Source organism: Streptomyces sp. NPDC096323 (assembly GCF_040302845.1).
Classification (GTDB): domain Bacteria; phylum Actinomycetota; class Actinomycetes; order Streptomycetales; family Streptomycetaceae; genus Streptomyces.
In genome coordinates this window covers 722,461-742,832 of sequence record NZ_JBEOSI010000004.1, presented here as the reverse complement: position 1 = coordinate 742,832, position 20,372 = coordinate 722,461, and the positions used below count along the sequence as shown (strand labels likewise).

The following is a 20,372-nucleotide window of genomic DNA, read 5'->3' as shown; positions in this document are numbered from 1 at the left end:
CTGCCGAAACAGGTCGGGGTATCAACATATCTGGCGTTGACTTTTGGCACGCTGTTGAGTTCTCAAGGAACGGACGCTTCCTTTGTACTCACCCCGCGGGGCTTTCCTCCGGGCGCTTCCCTTCGGTCTTGCGTTTCCGACTCTATCAGACTCTTTCGTGCCTGATTCCCAGTCAGCGGGATTTGTCTTTCCGGCTGTTGGGCCGTTCCGACGTCCCAAACTCTAGCGAATTTTCCCGGCGACTCATAATCGAGTCTTCGCAATCAATTCCGGCATGCCGAAATAGACCCCGAGTGGGAGGTCGTACTGAGAGTGGGTTGCCGCTTTCGCGGCGAAGTGGCTGTCGAAGAACCGTTCCGGCTCCGTGACAACTCGAAGAACCTTACGGACCCCGGCGGGACGTGTCAACCCCTCCCCGGGCAGGCCTGGCGGGGCGGTTTCAGCCCAGGTCGGTGAGGCGGCCGCCGGCGTCCGGCTGAGCGTGCTCAACGCGGCGCAGGAGGCGGATCAGCATCTCGCCCAAGACGCCCCGTTCGTCGCCCGAGAGGTCCTGGAGCAGGTCTTCCTCGAAGTGCGTGGCCATCCGCATCGCCTCCAGCCACTTCGTGCGGCCCTCATCCGTGAGCTCGACGATGACGCGCACCCGGTTGTTCTCGTCGCGGTCGCGGGTCACCAGTCCCTCGCCTGCCATGCGGTCGATGCGGTGGGTCATCGCGGCCGGAGTCAGACCCAGCCGCTTGGCGAGCTCCCCCGGGCCCAGCCGGTAGGGAGCGCCGGACAGGACGAGCGTCTTGAGGACCTCCCACTCGGCGTTGCTGATGCCGAGGGCGGCGACCTGCCGTCCGTACGCCACGTTCATCCGGCGGTTCAGCCGGCCGAGAGCCGAGACGACCTGCTCGACCTGGGGGTCCAGGTCGCGGAACTCGCGTTGGTAGGCGGCGATCTGCTCGTCGAGGCTCGGCTCCTGGAGCTCGGGCTCGGTGGTGTCGGACATGGCGGGCAGTATGGCACGCCCTCCGTAGCGGTCGAAGTCCTTCGCTCTGTAGTGTTGAGTATCTAACTTTAGTGCTAAAGTCTTCGGGTTCGAGTCATTCAGCGAACGTGGTTTCGAGACCTTGAGGTAGGTGAGTGTGACCAGGGAAATGGGTGCAGCACTGCGGCGGATCCAGCTGGGGAGCGCGCTGAGCGCGTTCGGGCTGGGGTTCACCGTTCCGTATCTGTACGTCTACGTGGCGCAGGTGCGGGATCTGGGTGCCGGTACGGCGGGTGTCGTGCTGGCGGTCTTCGCCATGGCAGCGCTCGCCGTCCTGCCGTTCACCGGCCGGGCCATCGACCGTCGCGGGCCGCTGCCCGTGCTGGTCGTCGCCTCGGTCGTCGCCTCCCTGGGCGCCGCCGCACTGGGCGTCTCCTCGCAGGTCTCCGCCGCTGTTGTGTCGGCTGCGGTGCTCGGGGCGGGGACCGCCGTCATGCAGCCGGCCCTCGCCACGATGCTCGTCCGCTGCTCCGGCACCGCCACCCGCACCCGTGCCTTCGCCATGCAGTTCTTCCTGCAGAACCTGGGCCTCGGCATCGGCGGCCTGGTCGGCGGGCTGATCGTGGACACCAGCCGGGCCTCGTCCTTCACGCTGCTGTTCCTGATCGAAGCGGTGATGTTCCTCGTACTCGGCGCCATCGCGGCGACCGTGCGCATGCCCCGTACCCCTGCCGTAGCGAAGGAGACGGCGGCGGGCGGGTCCGCTCCGGGCGGCGGGCTGCGGGTGTTGCTGTCGCACCGGACCATGGTGCAGCTGTGCGTGCTGGGCTTCGTGGTGTTCTTCGCCTGCTACGGCCAGTTCGAGTCCGGCCTTGCGGCGTACGGCACCGAGGCAGCCGGGATCCAGCCTTCGACGCTCGGGATCGCGCTGGCCGCCAACACCGCGGTCATCGTCGTGGCCCAGTTCGTGGTGCTGCGCCTGGTGGAGCGCCGCAAGCGCAGCCGGGTCATCGCCTCGGTGGGCCTGATCTGGGCGTTCGCCTGGATCGTGGCGGGCTACGCGGGTCTCGGTCACGGGAGCCAGACCATGGCGACCGCCGCGATGATCTCCACGTACGCGCTGTTCGGGCTCGGTGAGGCGATGCTGTCGCCGACCGTCGCCCCGCTGGTCGCCGATCTGGCGCCGGAGTCGATGGTCGGTCAGTACAACTCGGCGTTCGCGCTCTGCAAGCAGCTGGCGCTGGCGGTCGGGCCCGCTGTGGGCGGCCCGATGGGGGCCTCGCTGCACGGGCCGTACATCGTGACGTTCGTCCTCTTCTCGCTGGGCATCACGGTGCTGGCACTGCGGCTGGGCCGGCGGCTCACCGCCGTACAGGACCAGCCTTCGCTCGCGGCCGTGCCGTCGCGAGTGGTGGCCGTGTCGCTGCCGGAGCATGCGTCGGCGGAAGTGCCGGTCGCCGCCGTCCGCTGACGGTCCGCTACTGCGGCAGGGCGAATTCGCACCAGACCGCCTTGCCACCGCCGGGTGTGCGGCGGCTGCCCCATGACGTGGCGATCGACGCGACGATGGTGATGCCGCGGCCCGCCTCGTCGCCCGGTTCCGCCCGGCGGCGGCGCGGGAGGTGGTCGTCGCCGTCGGTCACCTCGATGATCAGCCTGCGGTCCGTGCGCCGCAGGCCCAGGCGCATCGGCGGCGTCCCGTGCTGCAGGGAGTTGGCCACCAGCTCACCGGCGGCCAGGACGCCCAGGTCGCACAGGTCCATGGGGAAACGCCACGACGTCAGCACGCCCGTCGCGAAGGCGCGGGCGCGCGGGGCCGCTTCGATGCCGCCGAGCAGATCGAGCGAGGCGTTGTGGAACAGCTCCGCCGTCGGGCCGGTGCGGGCGGGGTGCTGGACGACCAGCACCGCCACGTCGTCGTCGTGCTCCGCGGTGACGTTCAGGGAACGGATCAGACGGTCGCAGACCACCTGGGGCGAGCCCTTCGCCCCGGACAGCGCCCGTTCCAGCGCGGCCACTCCCTCGTCGATGTCCTCGCTGCGGCGCTCGACCAGGCCGTCCGTGTAGAGGACGGCGGTCGAGCCGGGAGGCAGTGCGATCGTGCCCGACGTGTGGATCCAGCCGCCGGTGCCGAGCGGGGGCCCCGTCGGCTCCGCGGCGCGGCGCACCGTGCCGTCCTCGTCGCGCACCAGGATCGGGAGGTGTCCCGCGGAGGCGTGGACGAGCAGGCCCTCGTTGGGATCGTGGACGGCGTAGGCGCAGGTGGCGATCTGGCTGGCGTCGATCTCGGCGGCGAGCCCGTCGAGCAGCTGGAGCACCTCGTGCGGGGGGAGGTCGAGGCGGGCGTAGGCGCGCACGGCCGTGCGCAGCTGGCCCATCACCGCGGCGGCCCGTACCCCGCGGCCCATCACGTCCCCGATGACCAGCGCGGTGCGGCCCGCTCCGAGCGTGATGACGTCGTACCAGTCGCCGCCGACCGCGGCGTCCGTGCCGCCCGGCTGATAGGTGGCGGCGATCCGCAGGTCGTCGGGCTGCTCCAGTTCCTGCGGGAGCAGTGAACGCTGAAGGGTGACGGCCGTTTCGCGGTGCCGGCTCTCGCTGGCGCGCAGCCGCTCGGCCGCTTCGGCGTGGTCGGTGACGTCGACGGCGTAGACGAGGACGCCGCTCTCGTGTCCCTTTTCCTTGTCGTGCCGTTTGTCCTTGTCGTGCCGTACGGGGGTGCAGGTGACCGTGTACGAGTTGCCGCTGCCGGCCTTGCGGGACTTGACGGTGCGCGGCGTGCCGCTGCGCAGGACCTGGTCCATCAGGGGGAGGAGGCTGAGCTCGGTGAGCTCGGGCATCGCCTCGGCTGCGGGGACACCGCTGGGGCGCGGGCCGAACGCGGTGGCGTAGGCGTCGTTGACGTACGCGATGCGGTGATCCGGGCCGTGCACCAGGGCGACGAGGGCGGGGAGCCGGCCGAGGATCTCGCGGGCGGAGAGGTCCTCCAGCGCGGGTGCGGCTGCGCGGGTGCCGGGGCCGTCGGGGTCGCCGTCCGGAGGGCCCGCGCCGGTGTCGGCCCGGGCGAACTCGGCGCGGGCCGCCGGTACGGGACTGCGGTCGTCGGGGACGGTTTTACGTTGCGTACCGGGGAGGCGGGCGCTCCAACGCGTGAAGTTCACGGAATCCAATGCCTCGTGTGTCGGTCTGGTCCGCTCGGGCGGGCTGCTTCCTCTGCCGGGGCGTCACCCGTGGGTGCTGGCGGTCTGCTCGCCCCTGGGACGGTCTACCTCGTGGTCACTGTCGGTGGCTGCCGGCCGGGTCACTCTGTGCAGATGTGAGCCCACCTATGGTCACACGTCCAGTGTGCCGGACCCTACTGACAGTCGCCGTCGTCCGGCCGGGGGCGTCTGCCGGCGGCGGCCTCGAACTCGGCCCGGGGGTGTTCCAGCGAGCCCAGCGAGACGATCTCCCGCTTGAAGAGTCCGGCGAGGGTCCATTCGGCCAGCACCCTGGCCTTCCGGTTGAAGGTCGGGACCCTGCTCAGGTGGTAGACGCGGTGCATCAGCCAGGCCGGATAGCCCTTGAGCCGGCGCCCGTACACATGCGCGACGCCCTTGTGGAGGCCGAGGGACGCGACGGATCCCGCGTATCTGTGGCGGTACTCCTCGAGCGGGCGGCCGTCGATCGACGCGACGAGGTTGTCGGCGAGGACCTTGGCCTGGCGGACCGCGTGCTGGGCGTTGGGGGCGGTCTCCCTGCCCGGTTCGGCGGCGGTCAGGTCGGGGACAGCGGCGGCGTCACCCGCGGCCCAGGCGTGCTCGGTACCGTCGACGGTGAGCCGGGCGGTGCAGACGAGCCTGCCGCGTTCGTTCAGGGGCAGGTCGGTCGCGGCGAGCAGGGGCGCGGGTTTGACCCCGGCGGTCCACACCAGCGTGCGGGTCGGGAAGCGGGAGCCGTCGCTGAGCACGGCGATCCGGTCCTCGCAGGACTCCAGCCGGGTGTCGAGGCGTACGTCGATGTTGCGGCCGCGCAGTTCCCGTACGGCGTACCTGCCCATCGACTCCCCCACCTCGGGGAGGATGCGGCCGGTCGCCTCGACGAGGATCCATTTCAGGTCCTCGGCCTTGATGTTGTGGTAGTACCGCGAGGTGTAGCGGGCCATGTCCTCCAGCTCGGCGAGCGCCTCCACTCCCGCGTAACCGCCGCCGACGAAGACGAAGGTGAGGGCGGCGTCGCGGATGGCGGGGTCGCGGGTGGCGGACGCGATGTCCATCTGCTCGATCACGTGGTTGCGCAGCCCGATGGCCTCCTCGATCGTCTTGAAGCCGACGCCGTGCTCGGCGAGGCCCGGGACCGGGAGGGTGCGCGAGACGGAACCGGGGGCGAGGACGAGCTCGTCGTACGTGATCTCCACGGCGCCGGTGCCGTCCTCGTCCGTGGCGAGGGTGGTGACCGTCGCGGTGCGCTTGGTGTGATCGATGCGCCGGGCCTCCCCGACGAGGATGGTGCAGTGCGGCAGGACCCGGCGCAGCGGGACGACGACATGACGCGGCGAGATGGAACCGGCGGCGGCCTCGGGGAGGAACGGCTGGTAGGTCATGTACGGGTCGGGGGTGACGACGACGATCTCCGCGTCACCGGTTCTCAGCCTCTGCTTCAGCTTCCGTTGGAGACGCAGCGCCGTGTACATCCCGACATAGCCCCCACCGACGACGAGAATGCGCACACCGGGCGGGGGGCCGGGGGGCGTTTCCCCGGAGTCTGAAGCCGAATCTGAAGCCATCACCACCCCATGACGCAACGTGCGCAGGAGTTTGTCCACAGCCCCGGCAAATTGTGTGACCGGAGGTTCTGTACGGGCCGCAGGGTGCGGCCGAGGCGTATATACGGAAGCTCCGCAGGTCAGGGGTTACGGAAAGGGCGGCGGAAGGCGTTCGGCGGAAGGCGAGGCCGGCCGGCGCTCCGGCCGCAGGACGCTCCCTGCGGGCTGCCCCCTTCTGAATTGACCCTCGCTCAACTATGTTCGTATGTCGTCGGGGTGTCGGACGGTGACCATCGGTCCACCCTCGACTGACACGGCGGGAGTCTCCGGGGGGAGACGTCATAACCGGGGGAACAGTTATGCATATTCAGGAATCGCATTGGCCGACTGCTGCGGTCACGTCCGAAGAAAACGGACGGATCGGGGCAGTCGGCACGGTGAGCGGAGCCGGGGCGGCCGGGACCATCGCGCCGTCGGGCGCCCTGGGCAGCACGCTGGGGGCCGCGCTCGGCTCCCAAGCCGGCGGGACCGGCGCACACAGCCGCTCTGCTGCCCCGCTGCGCGTGGACGCGCAGCGCAATCTGGAACATGTGCTGCGGGCCGCGCGCGAGGTCTTCGGTGAGCTGGGGTACGGCGCTCCGATGGAGGACGTGGCACGCCGCGCCCGGGTGGGCGTCGGCACGGTGTACCGGCGCTTTCCCAGCAAGGACGTGCTGGTGCGCCGGATAGCCGAGGAGGAGACGGCCCGGCTGACCGATCAGGCCCGGTCGGCGCTGGGGCAGGAGGAGGAGCCGTGGTCGGCCCTGTCGCGCTTCCTGCGCACGTCGGTGGCCTCGGGCGCCGGGCGGCTGCTGCCTCCGCAGATACTGCGGGTCGGCGTCGATGTCGAGGACTCCGTGGCCGGTGATGCCGGTGCCGTACGGACCGCGGAAGCGGCGCCGGGTGACGCGTGGGACGAGCCCCGGGTACCCCAGCAGCGCCAGGAAACCGGGCAGGCTCCGGTCCAGGCGGGTCTGCGGGTGGCCGAGCACCCTTCCGTACCGGGGGACGACGGCGGGGACCTCGGCGCCGGAGCGGCCGATCTGCTGGAGGTCGTGGGGCGGCTGGTCGACCGGGCGCGGGCGTCAGGTGAGCTGCGCCGCGACGTGACGGTGGCCGATGTGCTGCTCGTCATCGCGACGGCGGCGCCCTCGCTGCCCGACGCGGCTCAGCAGGCGGCGGCCTCGGCGCGGTTGCTGGAGATCCTGCTGGAGGGGCTGCGCTCGCGGCCTGCGTGAGCGCGTGGGCTTGAGGGGGACGGGCCACTCAGGGACAGGGCAGCCCCTGCCCGAGTGGGGGGCTTCCGTCGCTCTCGTTGCGGTCCGTCCCAACTGCCCGGTCAACACGTCCCGTTTCTCCTGCCCCGAATGAGTGCCCCCATTGCTCGCAGTCGGGAAAAAGCCCCGGACGAGTGGTTGACGCGGCCGCAGGGCCATCGTTTCTGCGCTCTGTGGCACGCTTGCCCGGTATTCGGGTCCGACAGCGCATACGGGGGCGTCCGCGATGAGCGGTGACGGGCAGCAGGAAGAGTCGCTCGACGGTCTGTCCGCCGCCGGCGGCATGGAGACGGGCGGGCTGCCCGGGCACCAGGTGCCGAGCCAGGCCGGGCCGCGGCGTGGGCAAGCCGGTGACGAGGGCGGCGGCACCGTGCTGCCCGGGCCGTGGCCGCCCGTTCCGGACGAGGGCACCGCGGACACGGACGCGATCGATGCCACGGCCGCCGTTCCCCTGCAGCGGGCGCCCAGTACCGCGCCCGCCGGGGACGCCTCCGGTCTCGCCGCCTCCGACGCCCAGTTGATCCAGGCGATGCGTGACGGCGACGACCTCGCGTACGAGGAGCTGTTCCGCCGCCACTCGGACGCGGTGCGCCGCTATGCGCGTACCTGCTGCCGGGACGCGCATACCGCCGACGACCTGACGGCCGAGGTCTTCGCCCGGACCCTGCAGGCTGTACGGGGCGGCAAGGGGCCCGAGGAGGCCGTACGCGCCTATCTGATGACGGCGGTCCGGCATGTCGCGGCCGCGTGGACCAAGACCGCGAAGCGTGAGCACCTGGTCGACGACTTCGCGATGTTCGCCGCGCAGGCGACGCGCACCTCGGAGGTGTCGGACGCGGACACACTCGATCTCGGTGCCGATGTGATGGCGATGCACGAGGCTGAGCAGTCAATGGCGATGCAGGCGTTCCGCAGCCTCCCGGAGCGCTGGCAGGCCGTCCTTTGGCACACCACGGTGGAGGAGGAGTCGCCCAGTGACATCGCCCCACTGTTCGGACTGACGGCCAACGCCACGTCGGTGCTGGCCAGCCGCGCCCGTGAGGGCCTCAAGCAGGCCTACCTGCAAGCCCATGTGAGCCAGGCGCTCACCTCCGGCGGCGACTGCGCTCGCTACGCGGACCGGCTGGGCGCCTACGCGCGTGGCGGCCTGCGGATGCGGGCCGAGCGCGGACTGCGGGGTCATCTGGACGAGTGCGCGAAGTGCCGGCTGGCGGCGGGCGAACTGGCGCATGTCAACGCCGGGATTCCCGCGCTGCTGCCAGTCGCCGTCATCGGTTGGTTCGCCGCCGGTTACACGCTCAAGGCCGCGGGGGTCGTGGCAGGTGGCGCCGTCGGTGCCGCCGGTGCGGGAGCCGCCGCCGCGGCGACCGGCGGCAGCTCGTCCGCGGGTTCCGCCGGGGGCGCCGCCGCTTCGGAGGGGCTCGGTGCACCGGCGAAGGCCGGCATCGCGGCGGCGGTCGCCGTCGCGGCCGCGGCCGGGCTGGTCTGGGCGCTGGTGGGGGACGACCAGCCGCGGCCCGAGGCGAAGCCCGTTGCCCGGCCCCCTGCCGTGTCGCCCGCCGCGCCGGCCCCCGCACCGCCGAAGCCCGAGCCGAAGCCCGCCGCGCCGGCTCCCCCGGCTCCCGCACCGCCGGAACCCACGCCCACTCCGACCCCCACGCCCACACCGACTCCGACCCCACCGCCGAAACCCACTCCGACGCCGAAGCCCGTCCCTCCGCCGCCGCCCGCGCCGACGCCGACCCCGACTCCCACCCCTCCCGCGCCCACACCGCCTCCGCCGCCCGCTCCTGCGCCCGAGGAGTACCAGGTCAGCGAGCTGGGCTACACCCTGTTCGGCGATCACAGCGGGCCCGAGGTGATGCTCGGTGAGAGCAGCTGGGCGTGGCAGCGTTCCGGCCTGTCGATCGGCGGCACGCAGTACGCGCACGGGGTGACCGTCCACAGCCGTTCCTCGGTCTCCATCCAGCTGAACCGTCCGTGCACGCGTTACGAGGCGATGGTGGGCGTGGATGATCTGACCATGGGCCTCGGCTCGGTGCGGTTCTCGGTGTTCGACGGCGACGGGGCAAGGCTGTGGCAGTCCCCGGTGATGAACGGTGACGACCCGGCCGTTCCGGTGAGCGTCGGCATCGAGGGCCAGGAGCGCATCCGGCTCGTCGTGGAGCCGATGAGCCCGCTCGGCGGGGTTGCCCTCGCCGACTGGGCCGAATCACGCATCAGCTGCCGCTGAGCGGCGGGGACCGCGGGGAGCCGCCCAGCGCCCTGCCCTCCGAGGTCACGGCAGGCCCACTGTGACGCCCTCGTGGGTCACGGCAGCTCTGCCGCGATGCCCTTCAACAAGTCGATGACGCCGTCGAGGGTCAGGCCGAGGCCCTCGGCGCGCTCCTCCTCGTACCGCAGCGCGCCCAGTTCCTTGCGGGCCAGTCGCTCGGCCGTGTCCACCTCGGCCTGTTCCTCCGGGGTCCTGGGTCCGGACAGGCGCCAGCTGTCGGCTGCGGCCAGGACGCGTGCGGCGGCGGCGTGGCGGCCCACCTTCGGCAGCACGGTCACCACGCCGTCCGCCAGGTAGCCGGTCACGATCTCCGCGCACCGCGCCTCGCTCGCGGCGACCAGGGCCGCCGTCAGCCCGCGCAGGCCGGCGAGGGGGCCGCCCCCGGGCCCGGGTTCGTCCACGGAGATCCGGGCCGAGAGTCCGTCCAGCGCCACGATGAAGTGTGAGGGCGGGCCACCTCGCCCGGCCTCGCTGCGGGCGGTGACGAGGTGCTGCCGGGCGGTCGCCGTTTCGCCCCTGTGGAAGGCCATGGTGGCCCGGAGGTAGTGGATGTCCGCGGCGGCGTCGCGTACCTGGTGGCTCTCCGCCTCGGCCTCCGAGTGGTCCAGCATCTCTGAGGCGACAGCCGGATCGCCTGTGCGGTAGGAGAGTTCGGCGAGCCGGGCGAGGAGGAACGGGGCCTCGGCGTGGGCGCCGACCTCGCGGGCGAGCAGCAGCGCCTCCTCGTAGGCCGTCCGCGCTTCGTCGTAGCGCCCGCGCATCATGCCCGCCTCGGCCGCCGCGCTCGCGACCTGGGCCCGCATCCACCGGTCGCCGACGCGGCGGCTCAGCGCGCGCAGTTCGGCGAGGTCGTCGTCGATGCCGGGCATGCCGCCCGGCATGTCGACGATCATGTGGGTGCGGAACATCAGGGTGATGCCGTACTCCCAGGCACCGGCGTGGATACGGGCGTTGTCGACGGCCGCGTCGATCTTCCGCCGTACGTCGTCCGCCGTTCCGGTCAGGAACGAGGTCATCGGCCAGAGCAGCCCGGGGAACCGGACGCCCGACGGCGTGGAGGAGGCGAACGCGTCGGCCAGGCGGTCCACGAACGCGTGGAGCTGGGCGTCGTTCTGCTCCGTGCCGGTCGAGCCGCGCTCCGCCGCGTAGAAGAACCACAGGATGTGGAGGTTCATCCGGTCCCAGTACCGGGGGTCCGTGTCATCGGCGGGGTCCTCGCCGAGTGCCAGGACCCGCTCGGTCCAGGAGAGGCCCTCGGGGCGGTAGTTGCGCAGCCACCAGAACCAGCCCATGCCGAGAACCAATCGCGTCGCGTCCTGTTCGCAGGGGAGAGCGGCGGCCGTGGTGCGGTGCAGTGCGGCGCGGATGTTGTCGAGGTCGGTCTCCAGGCGCTGGATCCAGGGGAGCTGGTCGGCCGAGCGCAGACGCGGCTCGGCCTCCTCGACGAGCGCGGTGAAGTACGCGGTGTGCGCGCGTCCGGCGGCGGTGCGCAGGTCCGGCGTCTCGGCGCAGCGCTCGACGGCGTACTCGTGAATGGTCTCCAGGAGGCGGTAGCGCATCGTGCCGTCCGCGGCCGGGGCGGCGACGACGAGGGACTTGTCGACCAGGGCGCCGATCAGATCGGCGGTGTCGCCCCAGGCGTGCGGGCTGGTACCGGCGGGTCTGCGGATGACGGCTTCCGCGGCGGTCAGGTCCCAGCCGCCCGCGAAGACGGAGACCTGGCACAGGGCGGTGCGTTCGTCCTCATCCAGGAGATCCCAGGACCAGTCGACGACCGCCCGCAGGGTCTGCTGGCGGGGCAGCACCGTGCGGCTGCCCCCCGTCAGCAGACGGAACCGGTCGTCCAGCCGGTCCGCGATCTGGCGTGGGCCGAGCAACCGCAGTCGCGCGGCCGCGAGTTCGATGGCGAGCGGCAGACCGTCCAGCCGGCGGCAGATCTCGGCGACCGCGTCCGGATCGTGTGCGGGTTCGTGTGCGGGGTCGAATCCGGGGCGTACGGCTCTGGCGCGCTCGGTGAACAGGCGGTGGGCGGGGTCCGCGGGCAGCGGGTCGACCGGCCGTACGGACTCGCCGGGGACGCCGAGCGGTTCGCGGCTGGTGGCGAGGACGCGCAACCGCGGACAGCGGGTCAGCAGGGCCTCGGCCAGCGCGGCGGCCGCGCCGATGACGTGCTCGCAGTTGTCGAGGATGAGGAGGACCGGCCGGGCGCGTGAGCCCAGACGGTCGACGAGCAGGTCGACCGGTTCGGCGCGCGGGGGGCCGTCGTGGCTGCCGTCCCGCAGCAGCGCCGTTTCGCGCAGCCCGAGTGCCGACAGCACGGCTCCCGGGACGGCGTCGGGGTCCTCGACCGGGGCCAGTTCGGCGAGCCAGACGTCACAGGGCGTGTCGGCGGCGTGGCCCTCACGTGCTGCGGACTCCTCGGCGAGGCGGGTCTTTCCCGTGCCGCCGGGGCCGGTGAGGGTGACCAGCCGGGACCGGGCCAGGTCGTCCCGGAGGGCGCGGAGCTCGGGCTCGCGGCCCACGAAGGAGGTGAGCCTGGGGCGGAGGTTGCCCTGGGCCGGTTTCACGTGAAACGTGCCGGTCGATCCGGGGGTAGCGGGGGCGGCCATTGCGGGGTCGAGCAGTTCCTGATGGAGGGCGGTCAGTTCGGGCCCGGGGTCTGTGCCGAGCCCGTCGGCGAGGGTGCGGCGCGCGTCCTCGTACGCGGCAAGCGCGTCGGCCTGCCGGCCGTCGGCGCGCAGGGCGCGGATGAGCTGGGCCCGGAAGCGTTCGTCGTACGGGTGGGCGGCGGTCAGCTCCGTCAGTTCGGCGACGAGAGCGGCGGGGCCGGGGGCGGACGCGGCATCGGGCGCGTCTCCGGCCCCGTTCCGTATCGCGGGCCCGTTCCGTATCGCAGGCGCTCCCGCCCCCGGTGCCACCGCGCAGCGCAGGTCGGCCTCGATGCGGCGTTCCAGGGCGGCCAGCCGGTGGGCCTCCGGGCGCAGGGCATGGCCGCGGTCCCCCTCGGGCAGGTCGGCGAGCGCGGGTCCGCGCCAGAGGGCGAGTGCGGTACGCAGGGTGCGGGCGGCATCCGACGGGGCGCCGGCCTCCAGCTCGGCCCCGCCCTGCCGGGCGAGGCGCTCGAAGACGTGCAGGTCCACATCGTCCGGACGGGCGGCAAGGCGGTAGCCGCCGGGGCCGCTGGCCAGTGCTTCCTTGCCCAGCACCCGGCGCAGGCGCCCGACGAGGGCCTGGAGCGCGGCGGTGGCGTCCACCGGGGGCTCGTCCGCCCAGACGTCCGCTACCAGCTCGGCGACGGGTACCGCGCGGCCCGGTCGCAGGGCGAGGGCGGCGAGCAGGGCGCGCAGCCGCGTACCGCCGAGGGGCAGCGCCGCTCCACGCTCGTCTCGCGCCTCCGTGACGCCCAGGATCAGATACCGCACCCCGCCATTGTGTCCCTCCGCTCGGACAACGGGGCATCGGACGGCGCTCACCGCTCACGGGATCAGCCACCCGAGACGGCACCGCGGCCGCGCGCGCTCCCGAATCCGCTACCCCTGCAACGAGCGCCGGGCCGGGGCCACCCCGCCGGCCACCGCGCGCTGCCGGGGCGCCGCCGTCCCCGTCCAGCAGGTGCCGCGCCGCGACACGAGGCGGCGCAGCCACATTTCCGTGGAGGCGAGGTCGGCCAGGCCGTCCAGGGGCAGGGGCTCGCCCTCGGAGGCCGCACGGAGTGCCTTGCGTACGACGCGGGCCTCGACGAGCCCCGCGTCGGCGAGCAGCGGGGCGTCGAACAGGGCGATCAGCTCGGGCAGCGAGGCGCGCAGACCGGTCCGGGTGACGGCGTTCGAGGTGGCCTGGGACGGGGTGCCCCAGCCGGGCGGCAGTTCGTGGATGCCCGCGCCCGCCAGGACCCGGCGCAGGATCGCCGCGCGGGCGCCCGGCTGGACCCGGAGGGATTCGGGGAGCGCGCGGGCGGCGCGTACGACCTGGTTGTCCAGGAAGGGGGCGTGCAGGCGCTGACTGCGGATCTCGGCGGCCTGCTCCAGGATGCGGTGACCGGCGGCGTGGCGGGCGAGGGAGGCTCTGGCCCGGGCCTCACCGGGGCGCTGGACGGAGGTGGGGCGGATCGCCGCCTCCTGGAGGCGAACCGATACTTCGGCCAGCGCCTCCCCGGTGAGCCACCGGGCGGCCGGTCCCGGGCGGGACCAGGCCAGTGCGGCGAGCGAGGCGTCGGCGGGCGTGCCGAGGTCGGGGGTGAGGCGGTTGGCGTCGGGCAGGCGGTCGGCCGCGGCCTCGAGTCCGGTGCGGTAGGACGTACGGGCCAGTCGGCGGGCGGCCCGGTAGACGGTCAGCGGCACGAACAGCGAGTGGGCGGACGGGCCTTCGGCCTTGGCGAGCGCGGCGACCGGGCGCACGAGATGGCGCCGCCTGCGGTCGATCAGCAGATCGGCGAGGCGAGCCGGGTGGGCGTCGAGCACCTGGCGGGCGCCGTCGCCCACGAAATGGTCGGCGCTGCCTGCGGAGAGGCGGCGGCGGTGGCGTTCGACGAGGACGAGGGAGGGGGCCGGCTCGTCGGTGAGCGGACCGTTCTCCAGGTCGGCGTAGGGCAGGGCCTCCTCGCCCGCGGCGACCACGACGTGGTGCAGCCTCGGGTTGGCGGCGATGAGGCGGGCGCGTTCGAGCTCGTCCTCGTGGGCGCGGGTCGTCAGGTCGTTGAAGGTGACGGCGAGCAGCCGCTCCCCCGCTCCCGTGCCGTGGCCCAGGATCGTGCCGGGCAGGCCGGGAAGCCCGGCGGCGAGCAGCGCGAGCGTCGCCGACGCGCTGCCCCCCGAGAGGTCGGAGCCGATTCCGGGGACGGGTGCGCCCCGGGCGGCGCGGCGTTCGGCGGGGCCCATGCCGGGGACGGGGCCGGGGTCGGGCGGCAGGGTCTCCGGGGCGTGGCGCGGGGCCAGGAGCCTGGCGCGCACCGCCTCGACGAGGGCGTCGCGCACCCCCTCGACGGCGGTCACGGGGTCGAGTTCGGGCGCGGCCACGGCGAGGGAGGCCACGGCCTCGTACCCGGTGATCTCCCGCGAGCCCTCGCGCAGGATCAGCGCGTGCCCGGGCGGGATGCGCTTCACCCCCTCGTACGGAGTGCCGTCGCGCAGCGCCTCCGGGGTTTCGGGGCAGGCGAGCAGGGCGGCGAGGTGGCCGATGTCCAGCTGGGCCTCGATGAGGTCGGCCAGGGGAAGCGCCGCGGTGGCGTAGGCCGTGCCGCCGGCCCAGGGCGTGTAGAAGACCGGGCGGGCTCCGGCGAGATCTCCGGCCACGGTGATCCGGCGGCCTATCTGGACGACGGCCGTGTAGCTGCCGGTCCATGCGGTGAGGTGGCGGAGGGCTCCGCCACGGGCGGCGAGCAGGCCGATCCGCAGTTGTTCGTCCGTGGCGCCGCAGCAGCCGAGGACGGCGAGCCGTGCGGTGGGGGCGCCTTGGGCGGTGTCCACCCGGACGGTACGGATCTCGTCGGGCCGCCAGTCGCCCACCGCCCACAGCGGGTCCGGGTCGCCCCAAAGGAGTTGGGAGCCCACGGGGTGCATCGTGCGCCCCTCGTCACTGCCGCCGACGGCTCCGGCCGTGCCGAAGCTCGCGGCGATACTGCTCCAACCCACCAACCAACGCATCGCCGCCTCCACAGGCTGTGGACAAAACGGCGCGACAGGGCACTATCGGGAGAACTCCGGTAACGCGCGGCGCCGTTGCGGACATGCTGCCACGACAACGGCGCGCAGGAGTGGCTACGGAGCGCGCACGTCGTGAGCGCATGCGCCCCTGGCAAAGGCCGGAGCGTGCGCGCCCGACCTGGTGTTCCGTGAACGGCTCGCGCGCGTCGGCCCCGGCGCCAACGAAGTTGCGGATTCCGGCCGTCGCGTTCCCCACGCACGGGCCGGGGTAACGGCCCGGATTGCGCCACGGCCGGCCCCTTGTCCGGACGGCTGCCGGAATGTCCCTGAACCCCTCGGCCCACCCTGGTTCCACCGGCGACATCCGGCCAATCTCTGGAGGCGCGGGAACCGATCATCCGACGCATCGCAGCCAGTTATGGCCCAGTTGGCACCGGTTCATCCCCCGTAGCGCCCGGCCGCGCGGCGTACCCCGTCCAAGCCCCGTCACGCGCTCGGCCGTAGCTCGTCGACCCGGCTGCGGCCGGGGCGGCACCGGCTCCACGCCGGGTCCGGGAGGCGCGGTCCGCCCCCCGGACCGGTCCGCCGCCTGCGGGGAATGAGGCGGCGGTGTTCCCCCAGCCCGCTGCGTCCAGCGCAGCGGGCCGACCCACGCAGCACCCATGCAAGCGCTCCCGCGGGGACCGGGCGAGAGCGCACAACCGGGCGCACGGCCACACACCAGGAGCACACGCAAACATCCCCGGCCGCAGTCCGGCGATGGCCCCCAAGGCCGCACGAGCAGGGCACCGGAGGTACCCGTACGCCCGGGTCCTGGCTGGTCGGCGGGGGGACGGCAGACGGCACGCTCCCTCCTCGCGCCGGAGCCGCAACCCTCGGGCACTCCTCCCGGGCGCCACCCGGAGGTCTCAGCGCCGGAGCGCGGGCGGACCTCACAGCCACTGCCCCGCGGCCCCGCCCCCTCTCCTCCGTTCCTCCGCCCTTCCTTCGCGCGACGTTCGCCTCCCGCTCGCCCACCGCGCCCCTTCCGCCCCTCGCGCCGCCCGGCTTCACTCCGGTCCCCGCGCGTGGCCGGTACGGACAACAATCCCGCCATACGGACGTCCAGCCCTTAACGGTAGGGATGTGGCGAACTACGCTGGGTTTACTGATGTTCTCAGCAGGGCGGCATATTCCTCGGGGCTCGGCCAAATGCGTGTGCGGCCGGAGTGCCGGGGTTCGTCCTTGGGGAGAACCCGGTACGAATGCCGCGCGCCGCATCGGTGACGCGGCTGCCGTCTGTGTGTCGAGGGGTGGCGCATGTCCAGGGAGCAACGCGGGCCGAACGACAAACTCGGAACCGTTCTCGCCCTCGCGGGAATCAGCAACGCCGGGCTCGCCCGGCGGGTCAACGACCTCGGGGCGCAGCGCGGACTGACACTTCGGTACGACAAGACCTCGGTGGCCCGATGGGTCTCCAAGGGCATGGTGCCGCAGGGCGCAGCGCCCCATCTCATCGCGGCGGCGATCGGCGCCAAGCTCGGCCGGCCGGTTCCGCTGCACGAGATCGGACTGGCCGACGCCGACCCGGCGCCGGAGGTCGGGCTGGCGTTCCCCCGCGATGTGGGTGAGGCGGTCCGTTCCGCGACCGAGCTCTACCGGCTGGATCTGGCCGGGCGGCGGGCGGGAAGTGGCGGGATCTGGCAGTCGCTGGCGGGTTCCTTCTCGGTGAGTGCCTACGCGACCCCGGCGTCGCGCTGGCTGATATCCCCCGCCGACCCGTCGGTCGAACGCGCCTCGACGGCGTCGGCCCCCGCCCAGCAGGGCGCACGGGGCGCATCGGGGGCGCAAGGCGCATCGGACGCGCCGAGCTCTGCCCATCCGTCCGGCGGCCACGGAAAGCCCGGCGGCCACGGGAAGCAGGGTGCCCCGTCCCAGGACGCGCCGGGACGGCCGACGGCCACGGCCCCCGGGCACCCGGCAGCCGGGCACCCCGCATCCGCCGGGCCCGGTACGTCGCTGCTGACGGGCCACGGCACGCCGCCGGGTGCCGGGCACGGCCTGTCGATCCCCGTCCAGCCGGGCCCGGATTCCGCATACGCCGTCTCGCCGCTGCGGGTCGGGCACAGCGATGTGTCCAAGCTGCGGGAGGCCGCCCAGGACGCGCGCCGCTGGGACTCCAAGTACGGCGGCGGCGACTGGCGTTCGTCCATGGTTCCGGAGTGCTTACGGGTCGACGCGGCACCGCTGCTGCTGGGCTCGTACAGCGACGAGGTCGGCCGGGCGCTCTTCGGCGCCGCGGCCGAACTGACCAGGCTCGCCGGGTGGATGGCCTTCGACACCGGTCAGCAGGAAGCGGCCCAGCGCTACTACATCCAGGCGCTGCGCCTGGCTCGGGCCGCGGCCGATGTACCGCTCGGCGGCTACGTCCTCGCCTCCATGTCGCTGCAGGCGACGTACCGCGGCTTCGCCGACGAGGGCGTCGACCTCGCGCAGGCGGCGGTCGAGCGCAACCGCGGCCTCGCGACGGCCCGCACCATGAGCTTCTTCCGCCTGGTGGAGGCCCGGGCCCACGCGAAGGCGAACGACGCCCCGGCCGCCGGAGCCGCGCTGAAGGCCGCCGAGGGGTGGCTGGAGCGCTCCCGGGACGGCGACGCGGACCCGTCGTGGCTGGGCTTCTACTCGTACGACCGGTTCGCCGCCGACGCCGCGGAGTGCCACCTCGACCTGAAGGCGCCGCGGCAGGTGCGGCGGTTCACCGAGCAGGCGCTGTCCAGACCCACCGAGGAGTTCGTCCGCTCGCACGGCCTGCGGCTCGTCGTCTCGGCCGTCGCCGAGCTGGAGTCCGGAAACCTCGACGCCGCCTGCGCGGCGGGCACCCGTGCCGTGGAGGTCGCGGGCCGCATCTCGTCGGCCCGGACCACCGAGTACGTGCGCGATCTGCTGCACCGCCTGGAGCCGTACGGGGACGAGCCGCGCGTCGTCGAGCTGAGGGAGCGCGCCCGCCCGCTGCTCGGCGCCCCCGCGTAGCCGGCCCCGGTTCCGCGCCGGCCCCGCCTGGGCCGGCGCGGGATCCGCCACGCTGTGCCCGCACTGGTTTGAACGTGTTGTCAGTGGGTCAGTGCACTATCGGGGTGGGAGGTGGCGTGATGATGACGCACGCGGCGTACGACTGCGATGTGCTGGTGATCGGCGGCGGGATCGTCGGCCTGTCGGCCGCGTATGCGATCACGCGGACCGCACCGGGCACGCGCGTGACCGTGCTGGAGAAGGAGTGGGGCCCCGCGCGCCACCAGACCGGCCGCAACAGCGGGGTGATCCACAGCGGCATCTACTACCCCCCGGGCTCGCTGAAGGCGCGGTACGCGGTGCGTGGCGCGGCGGAGATGACGGACTTCTGCCGGGAGCACGGCATCGCGCACGCCGTGACCGGCAAGCTGATCGTCGCGACCGGCCGCTCCGAGCTGCCGCGGCTGCACGCCCTGGTGCAGCGCGGCCGGGAGCACGGACTGCCGGTGCGCGAGCTGGGGCCCGCGCAGATCGCGGAGTACGAGCCCCAGGTGCGGGGCCTCGCAGCCATCCGGGTGGGCACGACCGGGGTGTGCGACTTCCGCGCGGTCGCCGAGCGTCTCGCCGCCGAGGTGCGGGGCGGCGGCGGCCTGATCAGGTTCGGCGCCGAGGTCACCGCGATCGACCGGCGGCCGTGGGGCGTCGCGGTGCGGACGGCGGACGGCCTGGTGGTGCGGGCCCGGGTGCTGGTCAACTGCGCGGGGCTGCACTGCGACCGGGTGGCACGGCTGGCGGGCGACGACCCGGGGGTGCGCATCGTGCCCTTTAGGGGGGAGTACTACGAGCTGGCCCGGCCCGAGCTGGTGCGCGGCCTGGTCTATCCGGTGCCCGACCCGGCGTTCCCCTTCCTCGGCGTCCATCTGACCCGGGGCCACGACGGCAGCGTCCGCGTCGGGCCGAACGCGGTACCGGCACTGGCCCGTGAAGGGTACGGCTGGCCGGTCGTACGCCCCCGAGAGCTGGCGGACACGCTGAGCTGGCCGGGTTCCTGGCAGATCGCCCGCAGACACTGGCGGTACGGGGCGGGCGAGGTGCACCGCTCGCTGTCGAAGCGCGCCTTCACGGCGGCCGTCCGGCGGCTCCTGCCCGAGGTGACGGAGGCCGACCTGCGCCCCTCGCCGGCCGGGGTCAGGGCGCAGGCCGTCCTGCGCGACGGCACACTCGTGGACGACTTCCTGATCCGTGAGGCCCCTCACACGGTGCACGTGCTGAACGCCCCGTCGCCCGCCGCCACGGCCGCGCTGCCCATCGGACGGGAGGTGGCACGCAGGGCGCTGCTCCGGGCACAGGGGACCGGGTGGAAGCCGCCCGCCGTAGAATCAGGGCATTGTGTCTGAGCCCTTGAACCCCTCCCCCGCGAACGGCGCCGACGCGGACGGCACCGACCCCGCGCCCGCGCCCGCGTCCACCGGTACGGACGGCGCCGCGCCCGCGACCGCCGGAATCCCGGACGAGCTGCGCGCCGCGGCCCTGGACCGTGCGCGCAGGCTGCGCCAGGAGCCCCGCTTCCCCGGCGGTCCCGCGGCCGATCCGGCAGGTTCGCACCACGAGCGCCGGATCCGCAGCTTCCAGCCGCGCCGCAGCCGGGTCACCCCCGGCCAGCAGGACGCCCTGGAGCGGCTCTGGCCGAAGTGGGGCCTGGACATCGACGGGCTGAGCGTCCTCGATCTGCCCGAGCTGTTCGACGGGCTCCCGGTGGTCCTGGAGATCGGCTTCGGCATGGGCGAGGCCACCGCCCAGATGGCCGCCGACGACCCGGGCACCGGCATTCTCGCCGTCGACGTGCACACCCCGGGCCAGGGCAATCTCCTCGCTCTCGCCGACCGGAACGGCTTGTCCAACATCCGGGTCGCCAACGGTGACGCGATCATCCTGCTGCGCGAGATGCTGGAGCCGGACGCGCTGGACGGGCTGCGGGTGTACTTCCCCGACCCGTGGCCCAAGTCGCGCCACCACAAGCGGCGGCTGATCCAGCCGGAGTTCCTCGACCTGGCGGCGCAGCGCCTGAAGCCCGGTGCGGTCCTGCACTGCGCGACCGACTGGGAGCCGTACGCCGAGCAGATGCTGGAGGTGCTGACCGCGCACCCCCGCTTCGAGAACACGGCGGCGGACGGCGGCTACGCACCACGGCCCGCGTTCCGGCCCCTGACCCGGTTCGAGGGTCAGGGCCTGGACAAGGGCCATGTCGTGCACGACCTGCTCTTCGCCCGCTGCTGACGGCCGAGGGGCGGCCCGGCGTTGACCTGGCGACCGCCCCGGGCCCGGCAGGCCCGAGGCCCCTTCCACGCGCCATGGCCGTTGTCAGTCCTGCTCGTTAGGGTCATGGAGTGTCGTCCGACGGGTCTGTTCAACAGCAACTCCACTCGCAGCCGGC

The 20,372-nt window shown here is 73.3% G+C and carries 11 protein-coding genes; 6 read left to right on the top strand and 5 right to left on the bottom strand.

All coding sequences use genetic code 11. The features are described from left to right. Positions 1-439: 439 nt before the first annotated feature. Complete coding sequence (locus ABTX18_RS14725; RefSeq protein WP_352123066.1) at positions 440-994, bottom strand: MarR family winged helix-turn-helix transcriptional regulator; 555 nt, start codon at positions 992-994, stop codon at positions 440-442. Positions 995-1,142: 148 nt separating this feature from the next. Here ABTX18_RS14725 and ABTX18_RS14720 point away from each other — a divergent pair, with 148 nt between their 5' ends. Continuing rightward, on the top strand, positions 1,143-2,444 hold the full coding sequence (locus ABTX18_RS14720; protein WP_352123065.1) for an MFS transporter: 1,302 nt from the start codon (positions 1,143-1,145) through the stop codon (positions 2,442-2,444). Positions 2,445-2,451: 7 nt separating this feature from the next. On the opposite strand, the gene ABTX18_RS14715 is transcribed toward ABTX18_RS14720, so the two are convergent. Together ABTX18_RS14715 and ABTX18_RS14710 are read right to left on the bottom strand one after the other, a co-directional pair. Next, positions 2,452-4,134, bottom strand: a complete 1,683-nt coding sequence (locus ABTX18_RS14715) for an ATP-binding SpoIIE family protein phosphatase (RefSeq protein WP_352123064.1) — start codon at positions 4,132-4,134, stop codon at positions 2,452-2,454. A gap of 194 nt (positions 4,135-4,328) precedes the next feature. Next, positions 4,329-5,738 (bottom strand): NAD(P)/FAD-dependent oxidoreductase, encoded by a 1,410-nt coding sequence (locus ABTX18_RS14710; protein ID WP_503061142.1) that lies wholly within the window; start codon positions 5,736-5,738, stop codon positions 4,329-4,331. Positions 5,739-6,076: 338 nt separating this feature from the next. Here ABTX18_RS14710 and ABTX18_RS14705 point away from each other — a divergent pair, with 338 nt between their 5' ends. Together ABTX18_RS14705 and ABTX18_RS14700 are read left to right on the top strand one after the other, a co-directional pair. Further along, positions 6,077-6,994, top strand: a complete 918-nt coding sequence (locus ABTX18_RS14705) for a TetR/AcrR family transcriptional regulator (RefSeq protein WP_352123062.1) — start codon at positions 6,077-6,079, stop codon at positions 6,992-6,994. Between the two features lie 265 nt (positions 6,995-7,259). Continuing rightward, positions 7,260-9,266, top strand: a complete 2,007-nt coding sequence (locus tag ABTX18_RS14700; protein ID WP_352123061.1) for a sigma-70 family RNA polymerase sigma factor — start codon at positions 7,260-7,262, stop codon at positions 9,264-9,266. Between the two features lie 77 nt (positions 9,267-9,343). Here the strand turns inward: ABTX18_RS14700 and ABTX18_RS14695 are convergent, their stop codons facing one another. Both ABTX18_RS14695 and ABTX18_RS14690 read right to left on the bottom strand, forming a co-directional pair. Beyond that, positions 9,344-12,730 carry an ATP-binding protein gene (locus ABTX18_RS14695; RefSeq protein ID WP_352123060.1) on the bottom strand — a complete coding sequence of 1,129 codons (3,387 nt, stop codon included), beginning with the start codon at positions 12,728-12,730 and terminating at the stop codon, positions 9,344-9,346. Positions 12,731-12,838: 108 nt separating this feature from the next. Continuing rightward, positions 12,839-14,950, bottom strand: coding sequence for an asparagine synthase-related protein (locus ABTX18_RS14690; protein WP_352123059.1), 2,112 nt, complete (start codon positions 14,948-14,950; stop codon positions 12,839-12,841). Positions 14,951-16,249: 1,299 nt separating this feature from the next. Here ABTX18_RS14690 and ABTX18_RS14685 point away from each other — a divergent pair. The 3 genes from ABTX18_RS14685 (at position 16,250) to trmB (ending at position 20,215) form a co-directional block, all read left to right on the top strand. Beyond that, a complete protein-coding gene (locus ABTX18_RS14685; RefSeq protein ID WP_352123058.1) occupies positions 16,250-17,959 on the top strand; it encodes an NsdA family TPR-like regulatory protein in 1,710 nt (569 codons plus the stop codon). Positions 17,960-18,078: 119 nt separating this feature from the next. Then, entirely contained in the window at positions 18,079-19,335 is a 1,257-nt protein-coding gene (gene lhgD, locus ABTX18_RS14680) for an L-2-hydroxyglutarate dehydrogenase (protein WP_352123057.1), read from the top strand. Then, positions 19,325-20,215 carry a tRNA (guanosine(46)-N7)-methyltransferase TrmB gene (trmB, locus tag ABTX18_RS14675; RefSeq protein ID WP_352123103.1) on the top strand — a complete coding sequence of 297 codons (891 nt, stop codon included), beginning with the start codon at positions 19,325-19,327 and terminating at the stop codon, positions 20,213-20,215. Before lhgD ends, trmB begins: the two co-directional genes overlap by 11 nt. Positions 20,216-20,372 lie beyond the last annotated feature (157 nt).

Coding starts and splice junctions, on each gene's coding strand:
- ABTX18_RS14725 (WP_352123066.1), bottom strand. CDS start 994: ATGTCCGACACCACCGAGCCCGAGCTCCAGGAGCCGAGCCTCGACGAG.
- ABTX18_RS14705 (WP_352123062.1), top strand. CDS start 6,077: ATGCATATTCAGGAATCGCATTGGCCGACTGCTGCGGTCACGTCCGAA.
- lhgD (WP_352123057.1), top strand. CDS start 18,079: ATGATGACGCACGCGGCGTACGACTGCGATGTGCTGGTGATCGGCGGC.
- ABTX18_RS14710 (WP_503061142.1), bottom strand. CDS start 5,738: ATGGCTTCAGATTCGGCTTCAGACTCCGGGGAAACGCCCCCCGGCCCC.
- ABTX18_RS14720 (WP_352123065.1), top strand. CDS start 1,143: ATGGGTGCAGCACTGCGGCGGATCCAGCTGGGGAGCGCGCTGAGCGCG.
- ABTX18_RS14700 (WP_352123061.1), top strand. CDS start 7,260: ATGAGCGGTGACGGGCAGCAGGAAGAGTCGCTCGACGGTCTGTCCGCC.
- ABTX18_RS14685 (WP_352123058.1), top strand. CDS start 16,250: ATGTCCAGGGAGCAACGCGGGCCGAACGACAAACTCGGAACCGTTCTC.
- ABTX18_RS14690 (WP_352123059.1), bottom strand. CDS start 14,950: ATGCGTTGGTTGGTGGGTTGGAGCAGTATCGCCGCGAGCTTCGGCACG.